The organism is Campylobacter sp. RM9334 (assembly GCF_020138145.1).
GTDB lineage: Bacteria > Campylobacterota > Campylobacteria > Campylobacterales > Campylobacteraceae > Campylobacter_E.
Genome location: NZ_JACGAX010000003.1, coordinates 67,885 through 91,869 on the forward strand (window position 1 = coordinate 67,885; position 23,985 = coordinate 91,869).

General features: G+C 28.8%; 17 protein-coding genes. 8 read left to right on the top strand and 9 right to left on the bottom strand.

Annotated features, from left to right (window positions below; translation table 11 throughout):
• Positions 1 to 9 precede the first annotated feature (9 nt).
• From AVBRAN9334_RS02200 to AVBRAN9334_RS02235, 8 genes are all read left to right on the top strand, one after another.
• Positions 10 to 2,088 (top strand): RNA degradosome polyphosphate kinase, encoded by a 2,079-nt coding sequence (locus AVBRAN9334_RS02200; RefSeq protein WP_214149729.1) that lies wholly within the window; start codon positions 10 to 12, stop codon positions 2,086 to 2,088.
• 178 nt (positions 2,089 to 2,266) lie between these two features.
• On the top strand, positions 2,267 to 3,142 hold the full coding sequence (locus AVBRAN9334_RS02205; RefSeq protein WP_214120028.1) for an aspartate carbamoyltransferase catalytic subunit: 876 nt from the start codon (positions 2,267 to 2,269) through the stop codon (positions 3,140 to 3,142).
• A 1-nt stretch (position 3,143) separates the two neighbouring features.
• The gene (locus AVBRAN9334_RS02210; RefSeq protein WP_214149730.1) at positions 3,144 to 4,406 is read left to right on the top strand and encodes a dihydroorotase; all 1,263 of its coding nucleotides are present in this window, start codon (positions 3,144 to 3,146) and stop codon (positions 4,404 to 4,406) included.
• A gap of 1 nt (position 4,407) precedes the next feature.
• Positions 4,408 to 7,572 (top strand): carbamoyl-phosphate synthase large subunit, encoded by a 3,165-nt coding sequence (gene carB, locus AVBRAN9334_RS02215; RefSeq protein WP_336606901.1) that lies wholly within the window; start codon positions 4,408 to 4,410, stop codon positions 7,570 to 7,572.
• A 158-nt stretch (positions 7,573 to 7,730) separates the two neighbouring features.
• The gene (locus AVBRAN9334_RS02220; RefSeq protein WP_214116657.1) at positions 7,731 to 8,129 is read left to right on the top strand and encodes an Rrf2 family transcriptional regulator; all 399 of its coding nucleotides are present in this window, start codon (positions 7,731 to 7,733) and stop codon (positions 8,127 to 8,129) included.
• Complete coding sequence (gene flhA, locus AVBRAN9334_RS02225; protein WP_336606902.1) at positions 8,129 to 10,306, top strand: flagellar biosynthesis protein FlhA; 2,178 nt, start codon at positions 8,129 to 8,131, stop codon at positions 10,304 to 10,306. Before AVBRAN9334_RS02220 ends, flhA begins: the two co-directional genes overlap by 1 nt.
• A gap of 11 nt (positions 10,307 to 10,317) precedes the next feature.
• A complete protein-coding gene (locus tag AVBRAN9334_RS02230; RefSeq protein ID WP_214116662.1) occupies positions 10,318 to 11,340 on the top strand; it encodes a DHH family phosphoesterase in 1,023 nt (340 codons plus the stop codon).
• Complete coding sequence (locus AVBRAN9334_RS02235; RefSeq protein ID WP_214116664.1) at positions 11,330 to 11,542, top strand: hypothetical protein; 213 nt, start codon at positions 11,330 to 11,332, stop codon at positions 11,540 to 11,542. Before AVBRAN9334_RS02230 ends, AVBRAN9334_RS02235 begins: the two co-directional genes overlap by 11 nt.
• Before the next feature lie 67 nt (positions 11,543 to 11,609).
• On the opposite strand, the gene AVBRAN9334_RS02240 is transcribed toward AVBRAN9334_RS02235, so the two are convergent.
• From AVBRAN9334_RS02240 to AVBRAN9334_RS02280, 9 genes are all read right to left on the bottom strand, one after another.
• A complete protein-coding gene (locus AVBRAN9334_RS02240; RefSeq protein ID WP_336606903.1) occupies positions 11,610 to 12,116 on the bottom strand; it encodes a zinc-binding dehydrogenase in 507 nt (168 codons plus the stop codon).
• A 9-nt stretch (positions 12,117 to 12,125) separates the two neighbouring features.
• Entirely contained in the window at positions 12,126 to 12,428 is a 303-nt protein-coding gene (locus AVBRAN9334_RS10170; RefSeq protein WP_442862415.1) for an alcohol dehydrogenase catalytic domain-containing protein, read from the bottom strand.
• A gap of 6 nt (positions 12,429 to 12,434) precedes the next feature.
• A complete protein-coding gene (locus tag AVBRAN9334_RS02250; RefSeq protein ID WP_336606905.1) occupies positions 12,435 to 12,578 on the bottom strand; it encodes a hypothetical protein in 144 nt (47 codons plus the stop codon).
• A 412-nt stretch (positions 12,579 to 12,990) separates the two neighbouring features.
• Positions 12,991 to 13,758, bottom strand: a complete 768-nt coding sequence (locus tag AVBRAN9334_RS02255) for a tetratricopeptide repeat protein (protein ID WP_336606906.1) — start codon at positions 13,756 to 13,758, stop codon at positions 12,991 to 12,993.
• 503 nt (positions 13,759 to 14,261) lie between these two features.
• Positions 14,262 to 18,440: a DNA polymerase III subunit alpha gene (gene dnaE, locus AVBRAN9334_RS02260; protein WP_442862416.1), complete on the bottom strand. Its 4,179-nt coding sequence runs from the start codon at positions 18,438 to 18,440 to the stop codon at positions 14,262 to 14,264.
• 248 nt (positions 18,441 to 18,688) lie between these two features.
• On the bottom strand, positions 18,689 to 19,312 hold the full coding sequence (locus AVBRAN9334_RS02265) for a hypothetical protein (RefSeq protein WP_336606907.1): 624 nt from the start codon (positions 19,310 to 19,312) through the stop codon (positions 18,689 to 18,691).
• A gap of 45 nt (positions 19,313 to 19,357) precedes the next feature.
• Complete coding sequence (locus AVBRAN9334_RS02270; RefSeq protein WP_336606908.1) at positions 19,358 to 20,536, bottom strand: BspA family leucine-rich repeat surface protein; 1,179 nt, start codon at positions 20,534 to 20,536, stop codon at positions 19,358 to 19,360.
• Positions 20,537 to 20,742: 206 nt separating this feature from the next.
• On the bottom strand, positions 20,743 to 22,701 hold the full coding sequence (locus AVBRAN9334_RS02275; RefSeq protein ID WP_336606909.1) for a DUF262 domain-containing protein: 1,959 nt from the start codon (positions 22,699 to 22,701) through the stop codon (positions 20,743 to 20,745).
• A 4-nt stretch (positions 22,702 to 22,705) separates the two neighbouring features.
• Positions 22,706 to 23,977 (bottom strand): DUF262 domain-containing protein, encoded by a 1,272-nt coding sequence (locus AVBRAN9334_RS02280; RefSeq protein ID WP_336606910.1) that lies wholly within the window; start codon positions 23,975 to 23,977, stop codon positions 22,706 to 22,708.
• Positions 23,978 to 23,985: the final 8 nt, after the last annotated feature.

A 23,985-nucleotide genomic window follows, 5' to 3' on the forward strand; every position in this document is an offset into this window, starting at 1 on the left:
GGATAATTAATGAAGAAGGAATTGGTTTTTAATAGAGAATTATCGTGGCTTAAGTTTAATTCAAGGGTGCTTGATCAGTGCAATAAAAAAATACCCTTATTAGAAAAATTAAGATTTATTAGTATATATTGCACGAATTTAGATGAGTTTTATATGATTAGAGTTGCTGGACTTAAGCAACTTTTTGCAGCAGGAGTAGTGCCACAAAATGAACTACCACCATTAGAGCAATTAAACGCTATTCGTGAATATTTACACGCAGAAAAAGACACTTTAGAACAAAATTATTTTTCTATAATGAGCGAATTAGCAAAAGTGGGTGTGGAGCTTAAAACTTATAATGATTTAACAAGAAATCAAAAAGGCAAAGCTAAAGAATATTTCTTTAGCACCATAATGCCAGTAATTGTTCCTATTGCAGTAGATTCAACGCACCCATTTCCGCCACTTAATAATCTATCTTTCTCACTAGCTGTTAAGTTAAAAAGCGAAGATGAAAAGCACGATAAATTCGCTATGGTTAGAATTCCTAGAGTATTGCCTAGATTTTTTGAAGCTGATAGGGGGCTTTTTGTTCCTATTGAAAGCGTGGTAAAAGAGCATTTAGAAGATATTTTCCCAGGTTTTACTATGGTAGAAAGTGCAGCTTTTAGAGTAACTAGGAATGCTGATATTATAATTGAGGAAGAAGAAGCAGATGATTTTATGATGCTACTTGAGCAAGGCTTAAAACTTAGAAGAAAAGGTGCTTATGTTAGAATTCAAATTGAAAGTGGTGCTAGCGAAGAGATTAAAAACTTTTTAAGCATACATTTAAAAGTATTTAATAAAGATATTTACGAATACAAAACCCCATTAGCCCTATCATCAATGCTACAAATCGTAAATAATAAGCAATTAAGTCATTTATGCAATGCTTCTTATGTGCCTAAGATTTTGCCACCATTTGATGAGAATGTAAGTGTATTTGAAGTAATTGATAAGCAAGATATTTTATGCTATCAGCCTTATGAGAGTTTTGACCCAGTTGCAAGTTTTATCAAAGAAGCTAGTAAGGATTCAAAAGTAATATCAATTAGAATGACCCTATATCGCTTAGAAAAAAACTCGCAAATTATTAAGGCTTTAATGGACGCAGCTAATGATGGAAAGCAAGTTACGGTTATGGTTGAATTAAAGGCTCGTTTTGATGAAGAAAATAACCTTTATTGGGCAAAAGAATTAGAAAACGCAGGAGCTCATGTAGTATATGGAATAGCAGGGTTTAAAGTGCATGCAAAAATTACTCAAGTAATTCGCCAATTAGACGATGGCACGCTTAAATTTTACGCACATTTAGGCACGGGTAATTATAACGCCGCTACTGCTAAAGTATATACTGATATTAGCTTTTTTACATCTAATTTTGATATAGCAAATACTGATATTACAGCGTTTTTTAACATACTTACAGGCTATTGCAAAAATAAACGCTTAAAAACTCTATCAATGAGCCCATTTCAGATAAAAGAGCAGATTTTAAAAATGATAAAAACTGAAAGCCTAGCAGGTAAAAAGGGCGAAATTATTATGAAGATGAACTCGCTTGTTGATGAAGACATTATAAAAGCACTTTATGAAGCGTCAAACAAAGGTGTAAGCATTGATTTAATAGTTCGTGGGATTTGCTGTCTTAAACCAAATCTTAAAGGATTTAGCGAAAATATAAGAGTAAGAAGTATAGTTGGAAAATATCTTGAACACGCTAGGATTTTTTATTTTAAACACGCAACTCCGCAATATTATATAAGCAGTGCTGATATGATGCCAAGAAATCTTGAGCGTAGGCTTGAACTAATGACACCTATATTAAATGAGAGTTTGCACGCTAAATTAGCAGAGATTTTAAGACTTCAATTAAGTGATAATCAATTAGCTTACACGCTTGATGAAAATGGAATTTATACCAAGATAGAAAAAGATGAAAAGGCTCTTGATTCTCAAGAAACTTTTGAAAACTATGTAAGTGGAATTTATAAAAGCTTTAAAAAAGGTCGTGATAAAGCAAAAGCCAATCAAATGGCACAAAAATTCTTTAGAGAGAATTAAATATTTTAGGAATTTAAATTCCTAAAATATATTTTTACTAAAATTTATAAAAATTAATTTTATTTTAAGTTTAAAATATTATTATTTACAGATTTTTTTGAACTTCGCTTATACAATCCCCTTTATTTAAAATTGTTTTCTAATGGCGGTTAGGCCTTACTCTCGTGGGAGAAGGACAATGCGTGATTATTTAACAACTAAAAATCTTAGCAATGATGATTTTTATACGCTTATAAAAAAAGCTTTGTATTACAAACAACACGATGGCTTTTTTAAAAATTATGAAAATCAAATCATAGCTAATTTATTTTTTGAAGATTCTACAAGAACAAGGACAAGTTTTGAAGTTGCTGAGCTTAAGCTTGGCTTTAGAGTGCTTAATTTTTCTGCTAGTAGTTCAAGTGTAAATAAAGGCGAGAGTTTATATGATACTTGTAAGACTTTTGAAAGTCTTGGAACTAGCGTTTTAGTAATTAGACATAAACAAAATAATTATTTTGATGATTTAGTAGGACTGAATGCTAAAGTGGTTAATGCAGGTGATGGAAGTGGAGCACACCCATCTCAATGTTTGCTTGATTTAGTAACGATTTATGAGCATTTTAATACTTTTAATGGTTTAAAAATAGCAATAGTTGGAGATATAAAAAATTCTCGTGTAGCAAAATCAAATAAAGATGCGCTTGAAAGACTTGGAGCTAAAGTATTTTTAGCTGCACCTCCTATTTATCAAGATAATTCTTATAATGAATACTATAAATTAGATGAAATTATAGATGAGGTTGATGTTTGTATGCTTTTACGCATTCAACACGAAAGACACGATAAAAACGAATTAGATTTAGAAAAATATAGAAAATCTTTTGCACTTACAACTAATAATTATAAAAGATTAAAAAATGATGCAATCATAATGCATCCAGCCCCAATTAATCGTGGAGTAGAGATTGATAGTTGTTTGGTTGAATGTGAAAAATCAAAGATTTTTACCCAAATGAGTAATGGTGTATTTGCTAGAATGGCAATACTTGATTATGTATATGAAAGGATTTAAAATGCTTCTTAAAAATTGTAATGCATTTATAGATAATAAATTTGTTAAAACTGATATTTTAATTGAAGGTAAAAAAATAGTAAAAATAGCTCCTAATATTGATTATAGTGGAGAAATAATTGATGTTAAAGGTAAGCTTGTTAGTGCGGGTTTTGTTGATATTCATCAGCATTTAAGAGAGCCAGGATATTCACACAAAGAGAGCATAAAAACAGGCTCAATGGCGAATGCAAAAGGTGGAATTACTACAGCTTGTGCTATGCCAAATCTAAAACCTGTGCCTGATACTTTAGAGAATTTAAAACTTGAATTAGATTTAATTCAAAAAGATTCTTGTATGAAAGTTCTTCCTTATGGAGCTATTACTATGGAAGAAAAAGGTCAAAGCTTAGTTAATTTTAGCCAATTAGCTCCTTTTGTTTTTGCGTTTAGCGATGATGGAAGAGGTGTTGCAAATGCAAAAATTATGAAAGACGCAATGAAAGAATGTGCGAAATTAAATAAATATGTAATTGCACATTGCGAAGATTTAGACCTAGTTGAAGGCGGTCATATGCACGATGGAGTTCAGTCTAAAAAATTAGGAATTAAAGGAATTTCAAGTTCAAGCGAGAGCGTGCAAGTTGCAAGAGATATGCTGCTTTGTAAAGAATGCAATTCAAATTATCATGTATGCCATATAAGTGCTAAAGAAAGTGTTGCGATGGTTGAGTTTGGCAAAAAACTTGGAGTAAATATAAGTTGTGAAGTAACTCCACATCATTTAATTTCTTGTGATGAAGATATTAAAGAAGATAATGGAATGTGGAAGATGAACCCGCCTTTAAGAAGCAAAGCTGATAGAGATTATTTAATAAATGCTTTAAATGAAGGCATAATTGAAGTAATAGCAACAGATCATGCACCACATTCAAAAGACGAAAAGCAAGGTGGATTTAATAAGGCTTATTTTGGAATTATAGGAAGTGAGTTTGCGTTTTCATTGCTTTATACAAAATTAGTAAAAACTAATTTAGTAAAACTTGAGACAATTCTAAACGCTTTTAGCACTAATCCTAAAAAAATATTTAATTTAGAAAATGCAGGGGAGCTTAAAGTTGGTTCGATAGCTGATATTGTAGTAATTGATTTAGATAAAACTTGGGAATTAAAAGAAGATGAAATCGTTAGTTTAGGCAAGAATACGCCTTATTTAGGAAGTGTATTAAGCTCAAAAGTAGAGCTTACAATTTGTGATGGAAAAATTATTTTTAAAGGAGAATAAAATGCAAGATGTAAATAAAATTTTAGTTATAGGAAGTGGTCCTATTATAATTGGTCAAGCAGCAGAGTTTGATTATGCAGGAACTCAAGCTTGTTTATCGCTTAAAGAAGAAGGTAAATATGTAATATTAATCAATTCAAACCCAGCTACTATTATGACTGATAAAAATATTGCTGATGAGATTTATATAGAGCCAATTACTTTAGAATTTGTAACAAAGGTTATTAAAAAAACTCGCCCTGATGCAATCTTGGCTACCTTAGGCGGACAAGTTGCTTTAAATATGGCAATAGAATTAGATAAAGCAGGGATTTTAAAAGAATATAATATAAAAGTATTAGGTTCTAGCTTAGATACTATTAATAAGGCTGAAGATAGAGAATTATTTAGGGCATTAATGAATGAATTAAATGAACCTGTTCCACCAAGTGTTATTGTAAATAATACAAAGAGTGCAATTTCTTTTGCTAATGAATGTGGTTATCCTGTTGTTGTTCGTCCAGCATTTACTATGGGTGGAACTGGCGGCGGAATTTGTGAAAATGAAGCTGAACTTAAAAAAATAACTAGCGAAGGCTTAATTTATTCTCCTACTAGACAATGTTTAATTGAAAAATCAATAGCAGGATTTATAGAACTTGAATATGAAGTTATAAGAGATAGAGCTGATAATGCTATATTAATTTGCGATATGGAAAATATTGACCCTGTTGGAATTCATACAGGTGATTCATTGGTTGTTGCACCAACTCAAACACTTGAGCCAAAAATCAAACAACAAATGATAGATGTTGCTATTAAATTAATAAGAGCATTAAAAATTGAAGGTGGTTGTAATGTTCAAATAGCTTTAAACCCAATTACAAAAGAATATTTTATTATTGAAGTAAATCCTAGAGTTTCACGCTCAAGTGCTTTAGCTAGTAAAGCAACTTCATTTCCTATAGCAAAAATCGCAGCAAAAATCGCAATAGGCAAAACTTTAGATGAGATTAAAAATGAAGCAAGTGGTTTAAGCTATCTTGAGTATAAACCAAATCTTGATTATATAGTTACTAAAGCTCCTAGATTTGCATTTGATAAGTTTAAAGATGCTAATCGTTATCTAGGCACTCAAATGAAAGCAACGGGTGAAGTAATGGGCTTAGGAACTAGCCTAGCTGAAAGTATTTTAAAAGCTATTAAATCACTTGAATATGGAATTTGTCATCTAGGTCTTAAAAACGGCGAAACATACACAGATGAAAAAATCAAAAAGCGTTTAATTAAAGCTGGAGATGAAAGAATATTTTTCATAGGAGAAGCTTTAAGGCGTGGAATTAGTGTTGATGAGATTATGAATCTTACTAAAATGCAAAGATTATTTATAGACACATTTAAGCAAATCATTGATACAGAACACGAATTAAAAGAGAAAAAATTTGATATTCAAGCACTTACAAAAGCTAAGCAAATAGGACTAGCTGATAAAATTATCGCACATCGTTGGGAATGCAAGCAAAAAGAAGTGTATGAACTAAGAGCTAAAAATAATATAAGACCTATTTATAAATGCGTTCAGCCGATGGATTATAAAAATCTAATTCCAAGTTTTTATTCAACTTATAATAAAGAATTTAAAGACACAAATGAAATTAGCAATAAGCAAAAAATCATAGTTTTAGGAAGTGGCCCTATTAGAATTGGTCAAGGAATTGAGTTTGATTATTCTAGCGTGCATGCTATTTGGGCTATTAAAGAAATGGGCTATGAAGCAATAATAATTAATAACAATCCTGAAACATTATCAACTGATTATAGCGTAGCTAATAAGCTTTATTTTGAGCCTTTAAGCAATGAAGAAGTTTTAGAAATTATTAATATTGAAAAACCTTTAGGAGTAATTGTTAGTTTTGGTGGTCAAACTGCTATTAATTTAGCCGAGTTTTTAGAAGCAAATGGAGTTAAGATTTTAGGCACAAGTTTAGATAGCATAAATACTGCTGAAGATAGAAAATTATTTGAAAAATTAATGAGTGATTTAGGCTTAAATCAGCCTAAAGGAATTACTGCAATTAGTGTTGATGAAGCTATCAAAAATGCTAATTTAATAGGCTATCCTGTATTAGTTCGTCCATCGTTTGTTTTAGGTGGTAGAGCTATGCAAGTTGTATTTAACGATGAAGAACTTAAAAAATATATGCAAGAAGCAACAGAAGTAAGCCTTGATAAACCTATATTAATTGATAAATATTTATGCGGAAAAGAGCTTGAAGTAGATGCTATTTGTGATGGAGAAAATGTTTATATACCAAGTATTTTAGAGCATATTGAAAGAGCAGGTGTGCATAGTGGAGATAGCACAGCAATAACTCCAAGCGTTAGTATAAGTGATGAGGTAAAAGAAGAAATTATTAATTACACTAAAAAACTTGCACTTGCTTTAAAGATTAAAGGGCTTTTAAATATACAATTTGTATATTTTGAAAACAAGCTTTATGTATTAGAAGTAAATCCAAGAGCTTCAAGAACATTGCCGTTTTTAAGTAAAGTAATTAATAAAAACCTAGCAAATATAGCTTTAAAAGCTGCTTTAGGAATAAGCCTAAAAGAGCAAGGAATTACTAAAGAATTTGAAGAAATACAAGGAATGTATTATGTAAAAGTTCCTGTATTTAGCTTCTCAAAATTATCTTTAGTGGATACAGTTTTAGGGCCTGAGATGAAAAGCACTGGAGAAGTTATGGGAACTAGCACAAGTGCAAACAAAGCACTTTATAAAGGTCTTGTTGCAAGTGGCGTTAGAATAGAAGAATTTGGCGGAGTATTATTTAGTATTGATGATAAAAATAAGGCTGATTCACTTGAGCTTGCTCGTGGATTTATGAACTTAGGTTATAAAATCTTAGCTACTAAAAATACAGCAATTTATTTTAATAATCATGGAATTAATGCAATTAGCGTTAATAAATTAGGCGATGAAGATGACATAATTTCAAAAATTGTTAATGGAGAAATTACATTAGTAATTAATACCCCAAGAGATGCAAAAAATAGCCTTAGTGATGGATTTAAAATAAGACGCGCAGCAAGTGAGAGTAAGGTTGCAAGCTTTACAAATCTTGATATTGCAAAAGCTTATTTAAAGGCTTTAGAAGAAATATCATTAAGCGTGTATTCTTTATAATTTTTAAGAATTTAAACTCATTTTTTGAGTTTAAATTCCTTTTTAATTTTAGTATAAAATAAATATTTTTTAAACTCCTAATCAAGAATGATTATTGCTTAGTCTATGTATTAAATAAAAAAAGTTAAGATTTAAATAAAAATATTTTAAGGAAAACAATGTTATTTACAAGAGCTAGTGAATATGCTTTAATTAGTTTAATTTACATTGCAAAACATAAAAGTCCAATAGATGTAGATACTTTAGCAAGTGAATTAAATATACCAAGAAGCTTTTTAGCAAAAATATTACAAAATTTAGCAAGAGCGCATATTTTAAAATCTTATAAAGGTATTAATGGTGGTTTTATTCTGGCAAAAGAACCAAATTTAATAAATATAAAAGATGTCATAATATCTGCTGAAAAAAAAGAGCCTTTAGTTTTTGAATGCACAGGAGATGATAAGTGTCCTAGTAATAGGCACGATACTTGTAAAATATATCCTATAATTACCAACTTACAAGATAAAATAAATTCTTTTTTAACTGATATTACCTTAGAGCAGATTTTAAAATAATGGCAAAACAAAAAAATACTATGCTAAGCCTAGTAGCTCCTTATTTAGAGCCACTTGTAAAATTTAAAAGTCTTTCTATGGTAGGTTTAATAGTTGCTATTTTAGCAATTATTATCGTTCCTTTACCATCTGGAATACTTGATTTTTGCTTAGCACTTAGTATTGCTATATCGGTTTTGATGATTTTAATAGCTATGTATATTCCAAAACCGACTGATTTGACTACTTTTCCAACATTAATTTTAATAATTACTCTTTTTAGACTAAGCCTTAATATCGCAACCACTAGAATGATTTTAAGCAAAGGGCATGAAGGTCCTGCTGCGGTTAGTGATATAATTGCTAGTTTTGGAGAATTTGTTGTAGGCGGAAATTATGTAATAGGGGTTGTTGTATTTTGTATCTTAGTATTAATTAATTTTATGGTTGTTACAAAGGGTTCAACTCGTGTTAGTGAAGTTCAAGCTAGATTTACGCTAGATGCAATGCCAGGAAAACAAATGGCAATTGATGCTGATTTAAATGCAGGGCTTATTACTGAAGAGCAAGCTAGAGAAAGGCGTCAAGAAATAATAGGCGAAGCGAACTTTTATGGAGCTATGGATGGTTCTTCTAAATTTATTAAAGGTGATGCAGTTGCAGGTATAATCATCACTATTATTAATATAGTTGGCGGACTTTTAATAGGTATGTTTCAGCACGATTTAGAATTAAATGCTGCTGCTTCTAGTTATACTATTTTAACTATAGGAGATGGACTTGTATCTCAAATCCCAGGATTAATCACTTCAACAGCAACAGCTATAATTATTACTCGTGCAAGCAAAGAAGAAAAACCATTTGCTGAAAAATCTTTAGAGCAATTATTTGGAGATTATAAAACTTTATTTATAGTTGGGTTTATTTTGTTCGTATTTGCTTTAGTTCCTGGTCTTCCTACTATTTCACTAGGTTTTATGGCTTTTGTATTTGGTGGGCTTGGCTTTTTACTTATGAAGACTAAAGATGAAGATTTATTAAGTCCTAAACCAAAGCAAAAAGGAGCAGCTCAACAACCAAATACAAGTGGAGCAACACCAGCTCAAAGCACAACACCACCTAGAAAAAGTGAAGCTGAAATTGCAGCAGAGCGTAAAAAGAAAAATGAAGAAAGCTTAAATCTTGAAATGCTTGAATTACAAATCGGATATTCTTTAGTAAAAGTTGCTGAAAGTGATTTAATAGATAGAATTCCAACAATGCGTCAAACAATAGCTAAAAATCTAGGCTTTTTAATGCAAGATATTAGAATAATTGACAATATTCAGTTAGACCCTAATGAATATGATTTTAGAATTAAAGGAATTTCAATTGCAAAAAATATCATATATCCTGATAAATTTTTAGCAATTGATAATGGTTTTGATGAAACCGATGAAATAGAAGGAATAGAAGTAATAGAACCTGCTTTTGGTTCAAAAGCTATTTGGATTGACCCAAGTGAAAAAAATAAGGCTACAATGAGTGGTTATGTAGTGGTTCATCCTGGTGCAGTAATTAGCACGCATTTAAGTGAATTGGTTAAAGAACACGCAGCCGAACTTTTAACTAGGCAAGAAGTAAATTCTTTATTAGATAGATTAAAGCTTACTCAAAGTGTATTGGTTGAAGAAGTATTGAAAATCACTTCAATAGGTCTTATACAAAAGGTATTAAAAGAATTATTAAAAGAGCAAATTCCAATAAAAGATATGATAAGTATATTAGAAACAATATCTGATTTAGTGCCTTATACTCAAGATATTGATACAATAACAGATCATGTAAGAGCTAGTCTTAATAGAGTAATTACTAATATGTATTTAGATGATAATAACAAACTACAATTTTATGCACTATCAATGCAAGTGAATAGGCGTTTATTGGAAATGCTAGTAACTAATAAGAACGGCACAACAACCCTAGCAATAAATACAGAGCAAACCCATACTTTATATACAGCAATTAGCGATAAAGTAAAAGAGCATTATAATATGCATTCAAATACTTTTATATTATTAGTAGAACCAAGTCTTAGAAGAAAGATAAAAGAAATTTGTGAAAGATTTGGATTAAAACAAGTTGTTGTTCTTGCTTATAGCGAGATTGCAAATAACGCTGATTTTGATAATATAGGCAATGTTGATGCAGCAATTTAGAAAGGAAAATAATGAAAATATATCACCTAAGCCACACTGATTTAGATGGATATGGTTGCCAATATGTGGTAGCTAATTATTTTAAGGATTGTGAATTTTATAATTCTAATTATGGCAAAGAAATTGAAGAAAAATTTGAAGAAATTATGATAAAAGTAGAAGCAAATCCTGATGAATTTGCTCTTATTTTAATAACTGATGTAAATCCTATTGAAAGTGTTTGCGAAGAATTTACTTCTAGGGTTGCAAGGCTAAATCACGCAAAATTATTATTGCTTGACCATCATCAAACAGGCAAAGCTTGTATGGAAAAATATCCTTGGTATTTTTTAGATAGTTCAAGGTGTGCTACTAAGATTACTTATGATTTTTTTAGTAAAATTTTTGGAGAAAATAAAGAGCTAAGCCTAATGGTAGATATTATAAATAGCATTGATATTTGGCTAAGTGATAGCAAATATTTTGAATTAGGCAAAATCTTAATGCAAATAATTGCTAGTAGTAAGGAGATAAATAGAACTATGTTTGCTAAGCAAAATCACGCTTATATGTTCTTTTTATTAAACAAAGCTAGAGAATATTTTCATCTTGAAAATCCAAATATTGCTTTAGAAGATGCAACTCATAGTATTAAAAAAGAGTTTTTTAAAAATGACAAAAACGATACTTTGTGTAATTTAATAAGCGATTATTTAGTAAGGATTTTAAGCGAAAATAAGCAAGATTATACGATTTATTATAAAGATAAAAAAGGCTTATTAGTCTATGATATAGGAAATGTTAGCGTTATAGGAAATGATTTTTTAGTCAAAAATCCTGAATATGATTTCTTTTTAGAAATTAATCCTGGCAAGAAAATCTCTCTTAGGGCTAATAATAAAATTGATGTTAGCTTATTTGCAAAAACGGCTTTTAATGGTGGCGGTCACGCAAATGCTAGTGGCGGGATATTTACAAGTTATAAAGATAGTAGTGTATATTCTAAGATTTACGAACAAACTAAAACTTATTTGGAGAAATTTAATGAAAAATGAAGAAATTGAAGATTTAATGTATGAGATTGCTTTAATGCACAAAGCTGCTTTGTATTATGCAGGAGTTAAGAAAAATTGCCTAGAAAAGGCTGCATTTACTTATCTTGAGCTAATTGATGAAGCTAAGAGTGAAGATGATTTTGAGCTTATTTTAGAAACTATGGCTTTATTAAAAGACAAACACCCTGAGTTTTTTAACTAAAATATAAATATAATTAGTCTAATTTAAATTCTTAGAATTTAAATTAGAAAGATATTTTATAAGCATTCTAATTATTGAAATTAATCAAAACCTTACCGATTTTATTGTTATTTTTTACACTTTTTAAAGCTTGGTTTATATCATTTAGGCTAAAAATCTCACCGACTGATGGGCGGTATTTTATATTATCTAGCATAGAAGATATTTGCTTAAGCTCTTCGCCGTTTTTATTAACAAACATAAAATGATACTCACAGCCTACTTTTTTAGCTGCATTGTTTAGCTTAAGTCCTGCAAAATAAAATAAAATCTGCTTTAGTTTTGAAAGCTTCAAGCTTTTAGCAAATTTCATATCAGGCATACCCTTTAAAGATACTAGCTTTCCGCCTTTATTTAGGATTTTAAACTGCTTAAAAGTTTCATTTCCACCAATGCAATCTATTACAAAATCTACTTTAATTTTTGTATAATCATCGCTTTTTGTAAAATACTCGCAAACGCCTAATTCTAAGGCTTTTTGCTTAAAATTAGCATTTCCGCTAGCATATATTTTAAACTCTTTTGCAAGTGGCAAAGCAAGATTTTAAAAACTCCCACTAGCTCCAGAAATAAATATTGAGTTTTCATTTTTAGCATTCATTAATTTAATAGCTTGTAAAAATGTTAAAGAGGCTAGTGGCACGCAAGCTGCTTCATCATCTTTTAAATATTCAGGCACTTTTGCTATATACTTATGATTTATCGCTACATATTCAGCAAATGCTTTTTCACACATTGCATAAACTCTATCCCCAACTTTAAATTCTTTTACATTTTTACCTATGCTAGTTATAACTCCTACTAATTCATTGCCTAAAATTAGTGGTAATTTATAAGGAGTTATTATATTTAGTTAGCCATCTTTTATAAGATTATCTAGTGGATTTACGGCTGCATAAGTTACTTTAATTAAAACTTCATCATCTGTTATTTTTGGAATATCAATTTCTTTTATTTCTAAATCACTTTTAAAATTATTTAAAACTGCTGCTTTCATAATTTTCCTTTAAATTTAATTATTTTTTTATGCAATTATATATACATAATCATTAAAATCTCGCATTACAAATTCTTTAGTGTCATAGCTGCCTTTAGATTTGCTAGAAACGAAAACTCTTCTTTAATCCTATTTATATCTTGTAGCATTATCTAGACATTTTTAATTGAAAAAAGTTTTTTAATCTCTTATTTTTGCTCTATGCAAAACCCAAGCTTTTCATAAAATAAAATTGATTTATTTATGCTCGTTACAAATAAAAATGTTTTTGTGTTTTTAATACACTTTTTATAAAGCTAATTTTATTTTTAACTAAGCAAAAATATTCTTACTTAGTTAAATTTATATATAGCAATTACATTAAATCACTATTTTTTATATAGATTTTTTAGTTAAAAATAATTAAATCTATTTATTTAAGTTGCATAGCATTCTCACAACCTATATTGTTGCCTAAATCACAAGCTTTGTTGAAAAAATGTTTAGCTATTTGAGTATCTTGCTTTATACCTTGTCCTTTAAAATACATAAACCCTAAATTGATACAACCTATTGCATTATTTTTCTCACAAGCTTTATGATAGAATATTACAGCCTTAATAAAATCTTGTTTTTCACCTTCGCCTTTTTGGTATAAAGTTCCTAAATTACTACAAGCACTCGCATAGTTTTTATCGCAAGCTTTTGTATAAAATTGAATTGCTTTTGTATAATCTTGCTTTACACCCACTCCAACATTATATAAAAATCCCAAATTATAACAGCTAACAGCATACTCATCACTACAAGTTTTAGTATAAAGCTTTACTGCTTTTGCATAGTCTTGTTTTGTGCCATTTCCGCTAACATATAAACCAGCTAAATTATTACAACTATAAATAAAACCACCTTCGCAAGATTTTTTATAAAGATTAAATGCTTTAGTATAATCTTGCTCTACTCCTTGTGCGTTTTCATATAAAACTCCTAAATGATAGCAAGCTTCAAAATCTTCATCATTACAAGCTTTTGTAGCTAGTTGTGCAGCCTTTTGATAACCATAATTATCTTTATAATTAGAACCTAAGAGAACGCAAGCAATGTAATCATCTTGATCGCATTTGATTTTTTCTAGCATATTTGTTTTAGAACAACCGATAATGCAAATGCTTAAAAGTATAAAACACAATAACTTTTTCAATATATCTCCTTTTTTGGAAGTAAATTATACTAATTTGTCATTTTAAATTATTATTTTAAGCATTTATTATTTTGTTTAGAATTTGATTTTCGTATTCTTTTAGGTATTTTTGCGTATTGCTTTTTTTATAAAAATCATAACAAGCAAAGGTTTTAAGCACACTTGTTTTAGCTAATTGGTTTGCTTTATGAGAGCTTACACTTAGCTAATCAGTTTAAATCTGTAAGAAAAATCTATTTTAGTTTTGAAAGCTTTAAGTCTTATCTAACTTTAAAAAATACTAGCAAAAGCCTAATTCTAAAGCTTTTTTAAAATTTTTATACAACTTATTTTGTGTTACTTAACTAGCATTTCATACTTAATAAGGACTTATTAAAAATCTATGTTTTAAATTCTTTTACTTTTATCTAAGTTAGTTATAAAATTAAAAGATTATTTAGCGGATAAAGTCTTATAATTTATTTTATAAATTCTTTATCCACTAGAATTTAAATATCAATTTTTTAGCTAATTTTTGATAATTCCTTTATTTTTTCTATAGCTTCATTATTTAAACCAAATCTTCTTGAATACTTATTCACGCAAGAATCATCTAAAAATTCTAAAACTATTTCTTTTGCACTTACATTTTGACTTAAATTTTCTTTAATCAATCTTGTGATTTCTTGCAAAATCTCTGCACTGATATTTAATAAATCAATTTGTATGAATTCTCCTTCAAAGGCTTTTGGGTTTTGCGTGAATTCTTCTTTATTTTCTTTAGAATATTGCCTTCTTGGTTTTGCTATTCGTTTTTCAAATACCACATAACCTAATGAGTTTTTATTCTCACTTGGCTCTTTTATAAGCTCGTTAGTAATTAAGAAAAAATCATCAATAAATACCCCAACTCCATTCTCATCAGCCCTTAAACTAACTTCAAATCCATATAAATTCTCTTCTTTTTCTTTACTAAAAAACTCATTTTCTAGCTTTTTATACACTTCATCATTAAAGCATAAAATATCAAATTCTCCACCTTCATCAACCACTTTAAGCTTAGCAAAGGCTTTATTTTTTTTGCTTACTTTAAATTCTGCTTCAGTTACTATTCCTAAGCAAAAAGCATTGTAATCTCCATAATCAGCCTTATTAAAATCGCTACTTTTTAAGTATTCAATATTTTGAGTTAGATGAGAAAATCTTTTAATATCACCTTTAATTTTCTTACCACCCTTTTTACTAAACACTTCATATCCAAGAGCGTTTTTATCATCAGTATTTACACCTATTTCACTAGCATTTACTTCTATTAAATTATTTAAAAATAAAGTATTTTTTGCATTATCTCTTTTAAGATTTAAAATAAATGCGTAAAGAGATTTTTTGGTTTTTACATCTTGAGCTGCTAGGTTCATTGCTTTATATTTTGATGCTAAAACATCTATTAAATCAGGGTTAAAACATAAAATATTAAAATTTGAATAATAATCAAGCGCTTTAATATTTGCATAGCTTTTACCGCTTTTGCTTTGTTTAAAATCAACTTCTTCAATAATTCCTAAGCAAAATGCTTGATATTCCCCATCATCTAAATTCTCAAAATCACTACTTTTATAATGCTCAATTGATTTAATTTCTTTTTTAAACTCATCTAGCGGGTGTGAGCCAAGATATATTCCTAAATATTCTTTATCAAACTCGGCTAATTCTGCTACGCTAAATTCTTCTTGGTTTGTAATATCAATACTACTATGATATTCTGTTTCAAATTGAGAGAATAAACTCTCTTGCAATCTTTTATCATGCTCTTTCTTTGCTTTAAACTCATTAATAATATAATCAATTGCATTTAAAGCACTTTTTCTATTAATCCCAATACATTCAAAACAACCCGTCTTAGCTAAAGCTTCTAAGCCTTTTTTATTCATATAAGCAGCATCAGCCCTTGCAATAAAGTCTTTCATATCACTAAATGGCTTATCTGCTCTAGCTTTTGCAAGTCCTTCAGCACTAGGAATTCCAAAGCTCTTAATTGAGCCAAGCCCATAGACAATAGCAGCTTTTCCATCTTTCATAGTAACGTTAAATTCCCTTGTGCCATCGTTTATATTAGGTGGTAAAAGTTCTATTCCTAATCTATCTAGCTCATCTTTATATTTTTCAATTTTTTCAACTTTTCCCTCTTCGCTAGTTAGTAATGCTGCCATAAATTCTGTTTCATAATATTTTTTAAGATAAGCAGTCTGAAAGGCTACTAGAGCATAGGCTGCTGAGTGAGATTTGTTAAAGCCGTATTCAGCAAATTTTAAGATAAGCTCCCATAAATCATCAGCCTTTTTCTCATCAAAGCCTTGTTTTATAGCACCTTCTAGATATTCTCCTTTTAATTTTACCATTTCTTCAAGCTTTTTCTTACCCATAGCACGACGAACCAAATCAGCTCCACCTAAGCTAAATCCACCAATGGTTTGAACTACTTGCATAACTTGCTCTTGATATACAATAACTCCATAAGTTGGCTCTAAAATAGGCTTTAATTCAGGGAAAGCATATACAGCTGGTTTTCTTCCGTGCTTAATATCTATAAAATCATCAACCATTCCACTATCAAGTGGCCCTGGACGATAAAGTGCTAAAACAGCGATTAAGTCTTCAAAGCAAGTTGGCTTAAGCCTAGCATTTAAATCCTGCATTCCCGAGCTTTCTATTTGGAAAATCCCAAGAGTATTTCCTGTTTGAATTAAATCATAAACGCCTTTATCATTTACATCAATTTTGTTCCAGTCTATATCTATATTATGGCGTTTTTTAATGAGTTTTATAGCGTTATCAATAACGGTTAAAGTTTTAAGTCCTAAAAAGTCAAACTTAATCAAATCAACATCTTCAAGATAATCTTTCATATATTGAGTTACTAATGCGTCTGATTTTGGTTGTTTAAATAATGGGGTTTTTTTCCATAATTCTTCGTTTGAAATTACCACTCCAGCAGCGTGCATTCCTGCGTTTCTATTAAGTCCTTCAAGTGCTAATGAATACTCCCAAACTCTAGTTCCGATTTTGCTTTTGCCCCTTACATCATCAGGGTGGCAAACTATATTTTTATACTCTGCACGATTGTCTAAATCTTCAATGAAAGCCTTAATATCAGGGTTTTTTTCGTAAGCATCTTTTAGAGTGATTTTTAGCTCATCAGGGACTAATTTTGCTAAAGTATCAGCATCTTTTATGCGTAAATCACAAACCCTTGCAACATCACGAATAACACCTTTTGCAAGTAATTTACCAAAGGTAATTACTTGAGCTACGTTATAGCGACCATATTTTTTTACAACATAATCAATTACTTCTTCACGCCTATTTTGACAAAAATCCACATCAATATCAGGCATAGATACACGCTCAGGATTTAAAAAACGCTCAAAAAGTAGATTGTAAGGAAGTGGGTCTAAATCAGTTATTTCTAAACAAAACGATACCAATGAACCTGCAGCAGAGCCTCTACCAGGTCCAACAGGAATACCCATATCCTTAGCAGCTTTTATAAAATCATGAACGATTAGCATATAACCACTAAAACGCATATTTTTAATAATGTTTATTTCAGTTCTTAAACGCTCTTTATAGGTTTCGTGTTTGCTCTCATCAATATATACTAAACGCTTATTAAGCCCATCCCAACAAAGCCTTTCAAACAATACATCATCATTACTAAAGCTAAATATATCTTGACTAGGTAATTCTAAGCCGATTTTTTCAGCATATTCAAGAGCGAATTTAAAATTTGGTGGAGTAGGGTTTCCTAAGTTTAGCTCTAAATTACATTTATCAACTATTTCTTGAGTATTTTGTACAACTTCAGGCACATCAAGGAATAATTCGTGCATTTCTTCAGCGCTTTTTACATAGATTTCACTCATTGTATGTCTTAAGCCATTGTCTTTTTTGGCTTCATCACTTTCAGGATCAACCCCTACAATATCTCCTGTGCTAATTGCCATAAAGATATTTTGAGCTTGAGCCCTATCTTTATAAGTATAATGTGAATCGTTTGTAGCTATTACTTTTATACCTAATTCTCTTCCTAATTTAAGTATATTTGTATCTATATTTAATTGAGAATTTATACCCATTCTCATAATTTCAAGATAAAAATCATCTCCAAAAACTTCTTTATACCAAAGTGCGGCTGCTTTTGCACCTTCATAGCCTTTAGCACCCATATCAGCATTTGTTTTTCCATTGCGACGAACTTCTTTATCATTTAAATGCCAATTAATCTCACCTGCAAGACAAGCAGAGCTACAAATTATACCTTCGCTATATTCTTTTAATAATTTTTTATTAATTCTAGGGCGATAATAAAAACCATCTATATGAGCTCTTGAAGTAAGATACATAAGGTTTTCATAGCCTTTTTGATTTTTAGCAAATAAACATATATGCCAACGGCGATTGGTTGCAGTGCTGCTTAAATCATCATCATCGTGCAAATAGCCTTCAAATCCAATAATAGGCTTAATTCCGTGCTTTTTCATACTTTTATAAAAATGAATTGCTCCAAACATAACCCCGTGATCAGTTATTGCACAAGATTTAAAATTTAACTCTTTTAATCTTTTTGCTAATTCATCAATTTTATTTGCGCCATCTAAAAGCGAATATTCTGTATGTAAATGTAAATGTGTAAAATCCATAATTTATCCTTTAGGGCTATTTTAGTCGTTTTATCTAAAGACTTTTTAAACACAAATTCCTATTTAAAATTTGTATTAAAATTTAGACAATTCTAAAATATATTTTTTATTTTTTAAACCATATAATATAAAACAATTTTTATTTAAGTAAACTTATATTAATAATTAATATTATATTAATATTAGAAAATACATAAGATAAACTTACTTGATATAGTTTTTAATTTTATTTTTAACAAATTTAAGAATAATTAAATACTTTTATTAAATTTTATTAATAAATTTCGTATATTTTCCCGTTTATAAGCTCTGTTTATATACCCTGGATGATAAAATGAATTATCATCAAAATTATCACTATAAATAGATTTAAGACTTTTTGAAGTTTTTGTAAAAATATCTTTTGCTTTATTATACAACACATCATTACGAAAAATCGCTTGACTAAAACCAAAATAAACACTTTTGTTGTAAAAATCAATATCATCGCTAAATAAAAACCTACTTTTAATCGTGTTTAAATCATATATAGCTTGATTTAAATTTTGATTTTTTAGATTAAATAAATTAAATATTTGAATAACTCCATTTAGTTCTTTTGGTTTGCCTATATACGAGCCATTAAACATTTTTTCAACCTGTCTCATTGTGCTATCTGAAGAAAAAAATTTCCAGTTACCTAAGTCTATTTGTTTTTTATCTTTATAAAAATTACTAATTTTTTCTAAATCAGCTACATTATCATTAGGTGTTGCAGAGCCAGGGTTTAACATAACAATACTACCTATCAATTCGCTACTTGTCCCAAAACATAGTAATGTATTTAATCTAAATTCGTTGCCATTATCATTAAAAAATTGTGCATAAACTTTCATATATTATCATTTGATTTATACTATATAATATTTAGTTTTTATATTCTATTCACATTTATTTTCTAAGTAATCTGTGTAAAATCTAGGTAGTTTCTCTAAGCTCTTACACTCTTTAAACATATCTACAATATCTTTTACATTAGAAGTATCAAATTCGATCTTTTGATTAAAACTTTTACAATAATAAAACATATTTTCCATATTTTCTACATTTTTTGTATCAAATTCAAGCTCTTGATTAAAATTAAAACAATATGCAAACATTGCATTCATATCTTTTACATTAGAAGTATCAAATGCAAGTTTTTGATTAAACTTTTCACAACAAGAAAACATAACACTCATGTCTTCTACATTGCTTGTGTTAAACTTAAGTAATTGATTAAAATCTAAGCAACCTGCAAACATACCTCTCATATCTTTTACATTAGAAGTATCAAAATCAAGTTTTTGATTAAAATCACATATAAAAAACATAAATTTCATATCCTTTACATTACTTGTATTAAATGAAAGTTTATTGTTAAAATTACTATCAGCAAACATAAAACTCATATCAACTACATTAGAAGTATCAAAACTAAGCTCTTCATTAAAATAATAACAATGAGCAAACATCCCACTCATATTAAGCACTTTGCTAGTGTCCCACTCGTTAATCCCACTAAAATCACTTCGCTTACAATCATAAAAAAGCCAACTCATATCGGTAATTAAACTTGTATCAATATCACCTAGATAAATGCTTTCATCATTTACTAGCTCTTTTAATTCTTCTTTTGTAGTTGGTTTTAGATTGTTTTTATTTGAAATTTTACTTTGAACTAAAGGCTTTGTAGGGCTTAAGACAAATATTTTAAACTCATCTTCTATGTTTTGGTCAAAAAACACTACACCTTCTTCTAGTCTATTGTATATATTATTCATCGTTTCAACATATTCATAAAAGTTGCAGTCTTGCGGTAAATTTGTATATATAATACAACCATTTTCTACATTTATTGCATCGTAATTATCATATGCTTTCAATACTCCGCATTTAATATTTTCTAACATTTGAGAAAGTTGAAAAAAGGTATATTCGTGAATACCACAGCCTTTGACATCTTTTAATAATATATTATAAATAATCTTTAAAACAACGCCTTCTTCTATAAATAAACCTTCTTCGCTATATGCTAAAGTTATTTTATCACCATATATCTTTTCTATTAATTTTAACATTTTTACTTCTTTGATTTTAGCGATTGTATCATAATCAAGTGCCTGATTATGTCCATATGTGATTTTTCTAAAAAATTTTTTTTAGAATTTTAATTAGGAATTTCATTTTAATTTTATATTTGGTTTAAGAACTTCACTCTCGCAAAATTATTTAATTTAGATTAAAGATACACGAAACAAATTCATCTCGTGTATTTGAATTTATTTTATGTATTTTCAAATGATTTTTGTAAGACTTTTAGCATTGCATCTTGGTGGGCTATTACCTTTTCTTCATCCCAATTGTCATTTTCAAATACCTTAAAAAGCTTAAGGCTCATAATATCATTATTTTTAAACCAGTCTTTTTTGGCTATAAAAGAATTGTTACTTAAGCTTGAATTTTCACTAGAGCTAATTAATGCTAAATTACCAAAACTATGCAAAATTTCATCTTTAAATCCATCACCGTAAGCGATATTTTGAGCGTGAATGTGCTCTATTGAATTAATATATCTAAAACGATAATTTTTTTGATAGTTTGAATATTCATTATTATCTTCATCCTTATTGATTAACAAATAATATTCCAAACGATGAAACCAGTAAGTAAGATTTACTTTATAATTTCCACGATTGTTATAGTTTAAAAAACTAAATTTATCTTCATTTATATTACTTAAATCATCTTTTATTGAAATTGTATCGCCAAAATTTATTGCATTAATTTCATCAATTAAATTTGGTTTATTGTTTAAAGTATCATTTGCCATATTAAATTGTTTGATTGCCAAAAAGTCATCAATATTTTTTAGGTAGTCTTTAAGTTTGTCAGCATTGTTTTTTAATATTTCCAAACAATTTTCATTAGTTATTTCTTTTTGCTCTTCTATGATTTTATTTTTACAAAATTCTAAATAATGTGTTAAAAAGTGGTGGTAGTTGATATTATCCCCACGCCTTGCTACTCTTAGATAGTTTTGAATAGTTTCTAAAGCCTTTAAATTATTTTTGAAATTCTCATCTTTATTTAATTCTTCATCTTTTATATTGTTAAATTTATAATAAGCCTTATCGCCATCTTCTAATTTTTTCTTTATCACAAATACATCAAAGATGATTCTATAATCTTTTAAAGCTTTTATGATTATTTTTGCTTGTTCTGCTTCCAAATTAACATTTAATTTATCCCAAGTGTTTTCAAGGAATTTGTCTTTTTTTATTAATATTTGTGTTCCTTCTTTGAAAATCTTTTTACTAGGTTCTTCTTTTAATTCTTGCCTTGATAAAATCTTAAAAACATGCAAAACAAAGGTAGGAAAATCAATTATACTCTCAAATTCTGCTCGGTTATTATCATTATTTGAATAATTTTGTATTTTTTTTGCATTATCAATTATATTGTTAATAGTTGGAGCTTCCCCACTTGTATTCTCATAATTTTTAGAAAAATCAGAAAAATAATTCATCTGCGAACATTCATCAAATATCCTAGCGTATTCTGTAACTTGGCTGTTATCATTATCACTTATTAGTTTTAATAACCTTGCCTTTAAAATATCTGTGCCATCAAGCTGAACGCCTGTATTATTCATCCTTACGAAGTATTTATTTATCTCGACTTGATCGCCTAAAATCACTAGATTAAGCTTAACATTAGTAAAGATAAAATTACAAAAGCTTTTTAGCTCATTGTCTTCAAAATACTCATCAAAATAATCAAAAGCTAATTTAATATTTGCATTTGTTTTTTCAAAATCATAATCCCAAATAGCATTTTCATCATCTTCTCTAATAGGCATATAAATTCTGCATTTTTCTTCTTTACCTTTTTGAACAAAAGCAAATTTATAAGCTTTTTCAAAATCTCCTTTTGCTTCTTGCATTTTGTTATTTTTAAAGCACATATACACACATAAGAAAAATATCGTGCTAAGCCTTTGCTGACCATCTACAAGCTCAAAATTATCTTCGTTGTTAGCCACCACAACATTTCCTATAAAATGAGATTTGTTATTATCATTCATACAATTCTTAAAATCATCTAAAAGAGCTTTTATTTGCTCATCTTTCCAAGCATAAAGCCTTTGATAAGGCGGAATTATAAATATTTTATTAAATTCATTATTTGATAAAATTTCACCTAAACTACAAATCTGCGAAGTTGTTTCTTTATATTGTTTCATTTTATTATCCTACATAATGACCTAAAACCCCATATTTTTTAAATTCTTCATTTAAATAATCTTTACATAGCTCTTTATAGTCTTTACGCTTTCCACCATCGATTGGATTTTCTGCGATCTTTTCTTGCTCATACGCATAACACTCCCTAGCTATCTCATCAAGACTTTCATAAATCTTGCTCTCATAATTATTTAAGAATATAGTTTTTATGATTTTTTCACTACTACCCATCGTGCTTTCCCATCGCACACTTTTATAGATAAGTCTATTTATATAAATAATCCTTGTAGTAAATCTTATCATCTTGTTAAAATTACCACTTTTAAACCTATCCATAAACACCACCATACACATACATAATGCGTTTTGCAAATATCCTGTCCCATCTAAGTGATTTAACTTTTGATAAAAATCTGCTTGCTTTATGATTTTTATCATTTCATAAAATTTTCTAAAATATTCAAAAAACTCAACCCCATTTGCAAAATCGCTAATAATTCCATAATCACACGAACTTGGCCCTGATAAATTTTCTTTACAAAACTCATCAAATATCAAATCATCACTCCACCACTTGGTTCTTTCGTGCTCTTGTTTGATGATTTTCCTAGTAAAATTTAGTATTTGATTTAAAAATTTATTGATATTATCTTTATCGGCATTTATAACGCTCTCAAAATATCTAGCATTAGCATTTTGCAAATCTTTATGATGCTCTTGCATGGCTTGTAAATGAAAAGCTTTTATTAAATCATAGTTTTCTAGCTTTTTGCCTTTTGAGTTGGTATTGTCAAAAAAGATAAAAGCATCATCGGCTTTTGTTGTAGCTACTATTATAAATTGAGTTTTTTCTAGATTTTCTAAAAAATCTTTAGCCTTATCTTTATTACTCAAATAGTTTTTAATATACTCGTAATTAGTCTTGATATTATCTTGAGAAATTTTATGAAAAAAGCTTACATTACTTAGGTAGTTACTATATCCATTGTGATTTTCCATAACAATTTTATATTCACTTAACACCATCAGAATAAGCTTAATCGTAGTTAGTCTTTGCTGTCCGTCTATTACTTCATAAATTGTTTTATCATCTCGCTTGATTTCGTGTAAAATAATAGAGCCAAGCAAAGCTCCACTTTCACTATTTTCAATATCTTTTAAAAGCATTTTTATTTGTTTTAATTCCCATACATAAGGGCGTTGATAATCAGGTATGCTAAGATTTCGTTCGGTTAATTTATCAAAAGTTAATATGCTTGAGCTTACATTATCCATAAAAATCC